An 8,298-nucleotide genomic window follows, 5' to 3' on the forward strand; every position below is an offset into this window, starting at 1 on the left:
TCCTGCTCGACGGGAGCGAACTCCGGGCTGTCGGGCCCTCAAGTCGCTCACGCGGCGCCGACGCGCGAGAGGTGTCCCGGTGAGCGGGCCGCCCGGCACCGAGTCACCTCCGACGGCGCAGGCTCTGGTTGCGGGCCAGCTCGCGCCGCAGCTCGGCGATCCGCCGCTCGTTGGCGCTGAGCTCACGGCGGTGGAGCTGCTGCCCGAGCAGCATCCCGAGCGCGAAGACGGTGCCGGCCGCGACCAGCACGACGATCGTCACCATGACGGCCCCCTCGCCTCGAGCACCACGCCGTGCGTGCCGAGAGGAGCGGCACCCGAGGGACGTTCGTCGCCGGGCGAACCGCCCGTCACCAGCACGAGCACCCCGAGCAGCAGCACCCCGACGAACGCCACCGCGATGAGCCACAGCAGCACCCGCCACAGCGCGACCAGCACGGCCGCCGCCAGGAACACGGCAACGATCGCCCCGCTCGCTCCGCCGGACGGCGCCTCCTGCACCGTCCGGTCGGCCTCGGCGGCGTGCGCCGACGGCGCCGCCGCGAGCGCACCGAGCGTCGCGATCCCGAGGATCACCGACGCCCAGCGCCCCACCTGCGTCCCGAGCACCTTCATCCCCGACCCCGCCTCCCGGGAGTGCCTCGCCCGACCTCTACGGCCCGAGGACTGACCCGACCTCATGGTGTGGACGACGTCATATGTCTGTCAAGCTGCAACAGATGTCCGACATCATGTTCGACGCAGTGTGGTCGGACAGCAGACCACTGCTTCCGAAAACGGACGTGAAGCGGTACGTTGTCCGACATCGTTCATCCCGCGAGTCGCCGCGGCGGACCACCGACGACGCATGCCAGCCGCTGCTCTGCCGTCAGGAGTTGTCGTGACCGACGAGATCCCCCCGGGGCGCAGCGAGGACGAGGACGATCCCCGCTGGGAGCTGCCGAACGAGCGCAAGCCGGTGCCGGAGCTCGTCAGCGACCGCGTCGCCGAGCTCGTCCGGACCGGTGAGCTGCTCCCCGGCGAGCGCCTGCCGACCGAACCCCTCCTGGCCCGTCGCTTCGGGGTCGCGCGCAGCTCCGTCCGCAGTGGTCTCCAGCGACTTCAGGCCCGCGGCGTCGTCGAGGTCAACCGAGGACGCGGCTGGTACGTCGCCGACGACCCGCACCCGCAGGTGCCGCCCATCGACGACCCCGACGCTGAGCGGGCGTTCGACGACCTCGAGGTGATGGAGGTGCGCATCGCCCTCGAGGGCATTGCGGCCGCGCTCGCCGCGTCTCGGGCGCGGAGCGTGCCAGGCAAGGTCGACGAGATCGCGAAGCGCAGTCGGGAGCACCGGGAGGCCGCGCACGACGACCCGGACGCGTTGCTCCGGACCGACAAGGCGTTCCACCTCGCGGTGGTCGACGCGGCCGGCAACGACTACCTGACCGCCGTGTACGGATCGCTCGTGCCGCGTGTCGACGGCTGGCGCCGCGAGAGCTTCACGACGCCCGAGGTGCACGACCGTTCAGCCACTGAACACGACCAGATCGCCTTCCAGATCCGACGCGGCGACGAGGTCGGCGCGCGGATGACGATGACGGGGCATCTCCTCGGGCACTACCGCGCACTGTCGCGGGAGCTTGAACGGGATGTGGACCCTGCGAGCTTCCCGGCCTATGTCGACGCGACGGACGCGCCGATCTGGCAGAAGGACTGACGAGCAAGACCCCTTGCCCTTCGACGGTTGAACATGCGGGCTCTCGCACTCAGGATGGACGTCAGCCACCTGGGGGAGGCTCTCGACAGTGCCTGGTCGGTTGTCACGTCGCAGCAGACGCGTGTCTCTGCGCCAATTGCGCCTCCTCGCCGTCGGCGCAGGCCTCGTCGCGGTGCTCGGGATGGTGCTGCTCCTCCTCGGCGCGAACCCCAGACTGACGAGCGTCGCGTGGGCGCTGGTGGCGTTCGGGACCGTCGGACTGGTAGCCGCCACCCTGGTCGGGATCGTGCGCCGGGAACTGCGCCACGAGGCGACGCGCCTCGTCGACACCGTCGCGCAAGGGATCCTCGAGGTCCTCCCACCCGCCGAGATCCTGGGGCCGCTCCTCGACCGTGTGTACGGACCGTCCGAGCACAACCGGGCCATCCTGACCTCGGTGCTCGGCGGCGCCGGTCTCGCCACGGACGGGTCGGACCTGACGATCAGCGAGCACACCGACGTCGTCTGCCGTCTGAACCGCGTGGACGACGTCTACTTCCAGCTCGTGATGGAAGTCGACTACGCGTTCCGGCGCCGAGTCCCCGCGTCGACGTTCGTCTTCTTCGCGACCTCCGACCCCGTGCTCCGCGATTCCATCGTGGTCGGCAGCACCCAGTCGCTCTTCGAGCTCTGGTTCGTCTCCGACGACGCGAAGACCCCGGTGTTCGACGACTCCGTCGAGAGCATGCGGGCCTCGGTCCGACTCGGGATGACGTACGTCGACGGGGACAACGACAGACATGAGATCACCGATGTCGCACCGGCGCTCCGGGAGATCCACAGTCCGGACTGGCCGAAGTACTTGTCGTTCTTCCGCGGTGGGACTGCGGGAGGTACCCAACTCGACCATCGGCATTATCTCGCAAAACTGCGAATGTTCGAGGTTGACCTGTCAACGCTCGTAACACCTGGTACGCACTCGTACCGCATTCTTGGAATCCATGTCCGCTCGACGACCCTGCAGCTCCTCGACAACCGTTCGTGCTTTTGGCACCCGCCCTATCCGTGCTTCGTCCGCACGATCGGCTTCGACACGAGCGGGCTCGACGTCGGAACCCCTCAGGACGAACTCTTTCGCGTCCACCCGTTCACGAGCCGCTCAGACGCCGGCCCTCTGCGCTGGGTATCCTCAGACGAAGTCAGGAGGGTTGAACTCAATACATGGTGCGTTCCGGGAAACGGGGTTCATTTCATGTGGCGCGAGGAGCACACGTGTTCGGTCCCGCCCGCCGACCAGCACGGGCGGGACCGAACGCACGATAATCAGCTGCCGCCCGGAATGCGCTGAAGGCCGAGGCCTGGAGGAAGGACCGCGGGCCGGTGGAATGACCCACCGGGAAGGTTCCGCACGCTGGGCGCGGACAGGCGCGAGCCCCCAGGACACGTGGTGGGCACCGGAATGGTGCGCGACGGGGCCAGCTTGATCTCTCGCATCGAGTGGATCCTCCTAGCGACGGACGAGTATAGAGGTCCTGGGCAAGGTAGCGCACCCCTGCGAGGCAGGACTCAGCGGATCGCCCAGACGCGCGAATTATTCGCCCGACTCGGCGACTTCCCCATCGTCGGACCTCCTCCGGTTTCCGGAACCCAAGAAGGGCTCACTCGTCCCGTCCGGTATCGCGCGCCCCACGAGTCTCCGCGATGTCGGCGTGTCAGGCTGACCACACCGAGACGTGAGCGTTCATGCGCAGAGGCCCCGCACCCGGAACCACCGCCCCGAGCGCGTCCCCTCCAGTCGTTCCAGTCCGGCCTCGGGGAACCACGGTCGGGCCCGTTCGGCGGTGACGACGACCCACCGCCGGGCGACCGCACGCGCGAGCGCGACCCATTCCGGGGTCAGCGGGGTCGGGACCGTGTGGTCGCGGGCGAGAGCGAAGCCGTGGTCGGACGCCCGCGGGTCGACGAACATCGGGTCCAGCAGGACCACGTCGACGGACGCGCCGGCCGCGGCCCTGTCGGCGAGCACCTGCCGCGAGTCGCCATAACGGACGCGCACCGGCGCCGACACCGCCCGCGGCACGTCGCCGGCGAATCCCTCGGCGGCGAGGATCGCGAGCACGAGGTCCGCCTCGACGCCCTCCACCGCGCCCTCGGGCCCCAGCACCCACGCCGCCACGAGCGTGTCGCGACCGAGGCCGAGGGTCGCGTCGAGCACCCGGTCGCCGGGGCGGAGCTCGGCCGCCCGCACCAAGGGGTCGCTCTGCCCGTGGCGCAGGGCGCGCAGCCGCTTCGCCGCCGTGCCCTGGTGGAACGTCAGGCGTCCGCGCCCCGACTCGGCGACCAGCCCCTCCGCGGTGCACACGAGCGCGGTCCCTGCCTCGCCGCGCGCCGCGGCGACCGAGCCGCGGTGGCGCTCGACGAGACGCAGGCCCCAGCGCTCGGCGAGGTCCTGGGCCGCGGCGCGCACGGCGTCGGACGGCGACTTGCTCGTCGTCACCACGACCTCGTGTCCCACGCCCCGGCATGGTGCCCGACCGGGACGCTCCGTCAGCGCCGCGGCGGCGCCGGCGGTCGCGGCGGCCCCGGCACCGGGCGCGTCGGTTCCGGCGGCGGGACGTTCCTCGGCGGGGACGACACGCGCGGTGCGTCCGGCGCGGGACGGGACCGCCGCCGCGACGGCCACGCGATCACCGCCGCCATCGCGAGCATGATCAGCGAGAGCAGGTCGGCGGTCGTCACGCCGTGCCGGCGGGTCAGTTCGAGCAGCACGTCGCCCTCGACGGGCTTGTTGATGCCCACCCAGATGATCGCGGCGACCACGAGCAGGGCCGCCAGGAGGAGACGCCGCACCGAGAACACCATGCTCCGAAGACGTCCGCGGGCCACCCATCGTTCCCCGGGACGACATCCGTCACGTCAGTGCTCGAGGACCAACCGCAGCAACAGGACGAACAGCCCCAGCACGCCCGCCCCGACGGCGCCGCGCACCGCCCCCGAGACGCGGTGCTGCGCGCGCCACCCGCCGATGCCGCCGATGACGACGAGGAACGCGAGCCCGAGCCAGATGACGGCGTCGATGGCGGTCACGGGGCCGTAGAGCCCGCTCACGCCGCCCACGACGACGACGAGCAGCGGCACGACGCCGAGCAGGAGGAACTGCGACGAGTGGCGCGCCAGCCGCCGCAGCTCCGCCCGCGTCGGGGGCGGCTCGTCCTGGCGCGCGCGTCGGGCCAGCCGGCGGGAGAACAGGTGCGCGGCGAACGCCGCCACGAGCGGGCCGAGGATGAGCTGCCCGGCCACGATGAAGTCCTCGATGCCGTCGTCGAGCGCGACCACGAGCACGGTCATCAGCACGACCGTCCCCTCCACGCCGATCTCGACGTCGAGGCGCAGCGGCCCCCACCGCACCACCGGCATGTCGCCCACGGGGCGCCATCCTCCCCGGGCGGCAGCGGCGGGCGCGGTCAGCCCACCGACCGGGTGATCAGGGGTCCATGGCGAGCACGTCGCGGATGCCCTGGTCGATGAACGCGGTGTCCTCGAGGTTGTCGCCGCCCCCGGCGAAGTGGCCCCAGACGCCCGGGATGACGCGTACCTCGCCGCGTCCGATGTGCTGCGAGGCCCACTGCTCGTCCTCGGGCGGGAAGTACAGGTCCTTCTCCGCGGGCATCGACAGCAGCGGGCATCGGATCGAGTTGAGCGCGGCCACGGTGTCGCCGTCGAAGCCGGGCGTCTGCCCGACGTCGCCGTGGAACCAGGTCCAGGCCATCGCGAGCAGGTTGTTCGGGTCGCGCTCGTCGAGCCAGAAGCCTTCCCAGAAGTCGACGAGGAAGTCCTCCAGCGACGAGGCGCCGAGACGTCGCCACTCCTCCTGCCAGTAGAAGGCCTGCGAGAACCCCCACCCGGCGTAGACCCGGGCGAACGCCCGGATCCCCTTCTCGGGGAGGCGGCGGTACCAGCCCTCCTCGAACGCCGCGTCGGCCCGCAGCGCCGCGGTGATCGACTCGAGGAACACGCGGTTGTGCGGGCTCGTCACGCTCGAGCCGCAGAACGGCACCGCCCGCTGCACCATCTCCGGGTGGCTGACCGCCCACTGGTAGGTCTGGCCCGCGCCCATCGACCACCCGGTCACGAGCGCGAGCGAGGAGATCCCGAAGTGCTCGGAGACGAGCTTGTGCTGGCACTCGACCTGGTCGTAGAAGGTGATTTGCGGGAAGCGCGCCCGGTCGTAAGGGGGCGGGGTGTTGCTCGGTGACGACGAGAGCCCGTTGCCCAGCATGTTCGGCACGATGATGAACAGCTCGTCGGGGTTCAGCGCCTTGTCCGTGCCGATCAGCCACTCGTTGTCGGTGTGCCGGCCCGAGTACCACGTCGGGTAGACGACGGCGTTGCTCCGCTCGGCGTTGAGCGTGCCGTACGTCTTGTACGCGAGCTTCGCGTCCCGCAACGTCGCCCCGCGCTGGAGGACGACGTCGCCGAGATCGAAGAGCTCGTGGTCGGTGGGGATGGGCATGAGCAGTCTCCCGTCGAGCGGTCGAGAAGCTTTCCCCGGAAACTAGTCGGACCACGTCAAGCGTCAAGACCCGCAGAGCGCCTCGGTCGCGGTCCGCGCGATCCACGCCTCCCACCGCGCGGGGCTCCAGCCGCAGAGGTGGACGAGCCGGTGCGCGGTCTCGGGCGCGAGGAGCGTCCACAGCACGTCGCGGGCCTCGGCGACGGTGACGCCCTCGCGCAGGCCGAAGCGCTCGGCGAGCCAGCCCGCGACGACCCCGGTGCCGGCACGGCGCTCCGCCTCGATGGTCTCGACGAACGCCCGGACCTGCGCATCCAGCTGCGGCGCGTCGATGTACACGGTGACGAGCAGCGGCCCGGCGCGCTCGAGCATCTGGCGCCCGACCTGCGCGTAGATCGCCAGGGCCGTCGCCGCGTCCGGCGCCGAGCGCATCGCGACGGCGTGCGGGCGCTCGGTGATCGGCACCGGCACGTCGTCGCCCGCCAGCGCCACGTCGTAGACGGCCTTGAGGACCTCGGCCTTGCCGCCGACGACGTTGTAGACGGTCTGCGTGCTCACGCCGGCGCGGTGGGCGATCGCGTCGACGGTCGCCCCCGCGTAGCCGCGGCGCACGAACAGGTCGCGCGCCGCGGCGAGGACGCGCCGGCGGGTCTCGCGGACCTGCTCGGCGCGCGGCGCGTGGGCCGGGGGCGACGCTCGCCCCCGGCCCGGGACTCCGGTCACCACGACAGGTTGCCCTGCTCAGGCGCCGGCGGACAGGAATTCCGGGGGCGGCGCCGGGGTCGGCAGCGCCCCGCACTGCCACAGCGCGCCCAGCTCGTCGCGCACGCCCCAGTGCTCGGCGAGCAGCCCGTCGCGCACGACGTAGAGGTGCATCGTCTCCATCGCGAACGGCCGGCCCGTCGGCGGGAAGCCGAGGTGGTCCGACGTCGAGACGCCGTGCACGATCGCCCGCGCGGCCACCCAGTCGCCCTGCGCGACCACCTGCGCCACCTCGTAGCGGACGCGCAGCACGTCCTTGAGCCACCGCATGGTGCCGACGTAGGCCTCGCGTCCCCGTGGCATCCAGGGCGGGGCGCCGTGGTCGACGAAGTCCTCGGTCACGAGGTCGCCGATGCGCTCGATCTCGCCGGCCTCGAAGTGCGCGATCACCTGCCGGGCGAGGGTCTCGGCGCTGGTCATGGTCTGTGTGTTCGTCATGGAACGAGGTTCGACCGGGACCGGGCGGCACCGCCACGATCATGGAGGAACCGGGGTCGCCGTTCCACCGGGCTGCGCGGTGCCGACGGACCTAGGGTCCCGGCGTGACGCTCTGGCACGCGGTGCTGATCGCCGTCGCCGGCGTGTGGGCCGGGACCATCAACACCGTGGTCGGGTCGGGGACGCTGGTCACGTTCCCCGTGCTCGTCGCCCTGGGATATCCGCCGGTGACGGCGACGACGTCGAACGCGATCGGGCTGGTCCCGGGCTCGATCACCGGGGCGTGGGGCTACCGCCACGAGATCACGGGAGCGCGCCGGCAGCTCGTGTCGTGGTCGGTGTGCTCGGCGCTGGGGGCGATCGGCGGCACGGCGCTGCTGCTCTCCCTGCCCGAGGACGCGTTCGAGACGATCGTGCCGTTCCTGGTCGGGATCGCCCTGGTGCTCGTCGTCCTGCAACCGCTGCTGACGCAGCGGCTCAAGGCGAAGCCGGCGGCGACCCGCCGCACCTGGCCGCTCTACCCGCTGATCTTCCTCGTCGGCGTCTACGGCGGGTACTTCACCGCCGCGCAGGGGATCCTGCTGGTCGGCGTCATGGGGCTGATGCTCACCGAGCCGCTGCAGCGCCTCAACGGCTACAAGAACGTGCTCGCCGCCGTGGTCAACGTCGTCGCCGGCGCCGTCTACGCCGCCGTCGCGCCGATCAGCTGGCCGGTCGTCGCGATCCTCGCCGTCAGCTCCACGATCGGCGGCCTGCTCGGCGCGCGCATCGGGCGCCGGCTCTCGCCGACGGTCCTGCGCGCCGTGATCGTCGTGGTCGGGCTCGTCGCGATCGTGCGGCTGGTCCTGGAGTGACCTAGGGCGTGTCTCTTGGATCACGACCGGGACCAGAGCACGAGGCTGGCGAG

11 protein-coding genes are annotated in these 8,298 nt (G+C 71.5%); 3 read left to right on the plus strand and 8 right to left on the minus strand.

Going from position 1 to position 8,298, the window contains the following annotated elements; translation table 11 throughout:
• Positions 1-103: 103 nt before the first annotated feature.
• Together PHK61_RS30530 and PHK61_RS30535 are read right to left on the minus strand one after the other, a co-directional pair.
• Complete coding sequence (locus tag PHK61_RS30530) at positions 104-265, minus strand: hypothetical protein (RefSeq protein WP_274284804.1); 162 nt, start codon at positions 263-265, stop codon at positions 104-106.
• A complete protein-coding gene (locus tag PHK61_RS30535; protein ID WP_274284805.1) occupies positions 259-615 on the minus strand; it encodes a hypothetical protein in 357 nt (118 codons plus the stop codon). The genes PHK61_RS30530 and PHK61_RS30535 overlap by 7 nt, the downstream gene beginning before the upstream one ends.
• 130 nt (positions 616-745) lie before the next feature.
• On the opposite strand from PHK61_RS30535, the gene PHK61_RS30540 reads away from it, so the two are divergent.
• Together PHK61_RS30540 and PHK61_RS30545 are read left to right on the plus strand one after the other, a co-directional pair.
• Positions 746-1,699 (plus strand): FadR/GntR family transcriptional regulator, encoded by a 954-nt coding sequence (locus PHK61_RS30540; RefSeq protein WP_274284806.1) that lies wholly within the window; start codon positions 746-748, stop codon positions 1,697-1,699.
• Between the two features lie 181 nt (positions 1,700-1,880).
• Complete coding sequence (locus PHK61_RS30545; protein ID WP_274284807.1) at positions 1,881-3,026, plus strand: hypothetical protein; 1,146 nt, start codon at positions 1,881-1,883, stop codon at positions 3,024-3,026.
• 393 nt (positions 3,027-3,419) lie between these two features.
• On the opposite strand, the gene PHK61_RS30550 is transcribed toward PHK61_RS30545, so the two are convergent.
• The 6 genes from PHK61_RS30550 to PHK61_RS30575 form a co-directional block, all read right to left on the minus strand.
• Positions 3,420-4,193: a class I SAM-dependent methyltransferase gene (locus PHK61_RS30550; protein ID WP_274284808.1), complete on the minus strand. Its 774-nt coding sequence runs from the start codon at positions 4,191-4,193 to the stop codon at positions 3,420-3,422.
• 32 nt (positions 4,194-4,225) lie between these two features.
• Entirely contained in the window at positions 4,226-4,528 is a 303-nt protein-coding gene (locus PHK61_RS30555; protein ID WP_274284809.1) for a hypothetical protein, read from the minus strand.
• A 66-nt stretch (positions 4,529-4,594) separates the two neighbouring features.
• Positions 4,595-5,104: a hypothetical protein gene (locus tag PHK61_RS30560; RefSeq protein ID WP_274284810.1), complete on the minus strand. Its 510-nt coding sequence runs from the start codon at positions 5,102-5,104 to the stop codon at positions 4,595-4,597.
• Between the two features lie 58 nt (positions 5,105-5,162).
• Positions 5,163-6,191 (minus strand): alpha/beta fold hydrolase, encoded by a 1,029-nt coding sequence (locus PHK61_RS30565; RefSeq protein ID WP_274284811.1) that lies wholly within the window; start codon positions 6,189-6,191, stop codon positions 5,163-5,165.
• Between the two features lie 63 nt (positions 6,192-6,254).
• Positions 6,255-6,914, minus strand: coding sequence for a TetR/AcrR family transcriptional regulator (locus PHK61_RS30570; RefSeq protein ID WP_274284812.1), 660 nt, complete (start codon positions 6,912-6,914; stop codon positions 6,255-6,257).
• An 18-nt stretch (positions 6,915-6,932) separates the two neighbouring features.
• The gene (locus PHK61_RS30575; protein ID WP_274284813.1) at positions 6,933-7,391 is read right to left on the minus strand and encodes an ester cyclase; all 459 of its coding nucleotides are present in this window, start codon (positions 7,389-7,391) and stop codon (positions 6,933-6,935) included.
• A gap of 104 nt (positions 7,392-7,495) precedes the next feature.
• On the opposite strand from PHK61_RS30575, the gene PHK61_RS30580 reads away from it, so the two are divergent.
• Positions 7,496-8,245: a sulfite exporter TauE/SafE family protein gene (locus PHK61_RS30580; RefSeq protein ID WP_274284814.1), complete on the plus strand. Its 750-nt coding sequence runs from the start codon at positions 7,496-7,498 to the stop codon at positions 8,243-8,245.
• The last annotated feature ends 53 nt before the right edge of the window (positions 8,246-8,298 follow it).

Origin of the sequence: Actinomycetospora lutea (assembly GCF_028737205.1) — a bacterium.
GTDB classification, from domain to species: domain Bacteria; phylum Actinomycetota; class Actinomycetes; order Mycobacteriales; family Pseudonocardiaceae; genus Actinomycetospora; species Actinomycetospora lutea.

Coding starts and splice junctions, on each gene's coding strand:
- PHK61_RS30575 (WP_274284813.1), bottom strand. CDS start 7,391: ATGACGAACACACAGACCATGACCAGCGCCGAGACCCTCGCCCGGCAG.
- PHK61_RS30530 (WP_274284804.1), bottom strand. CDS start 265: ATGGTGACGATCGTCGTGCTGGTCGCGGCCGGCACCGTCTTCGCGCTC.
- PHK61_RS30565 (WP_274284811.1), bottom strand. CDS start 6,191: ATGCCCATCCCCACCGACCACGAGCTCTTCGATCTCGGCGACGTCGTC.
- PHK61_RS30535 (WP_274284805.1), bottom strand. CDS start 615: ATGAAGGTGCTCGGGACGCAGGTGGGGCGCTGGGCGTCGGTGATCCTC.
- PHK61_RS30545 (WP_274284807.1), top strand. CDS start 1,881: ATGGTGCTGCTCCTCCTCGGCGCGAACCCCAGACTGACGAGCGTCGCG.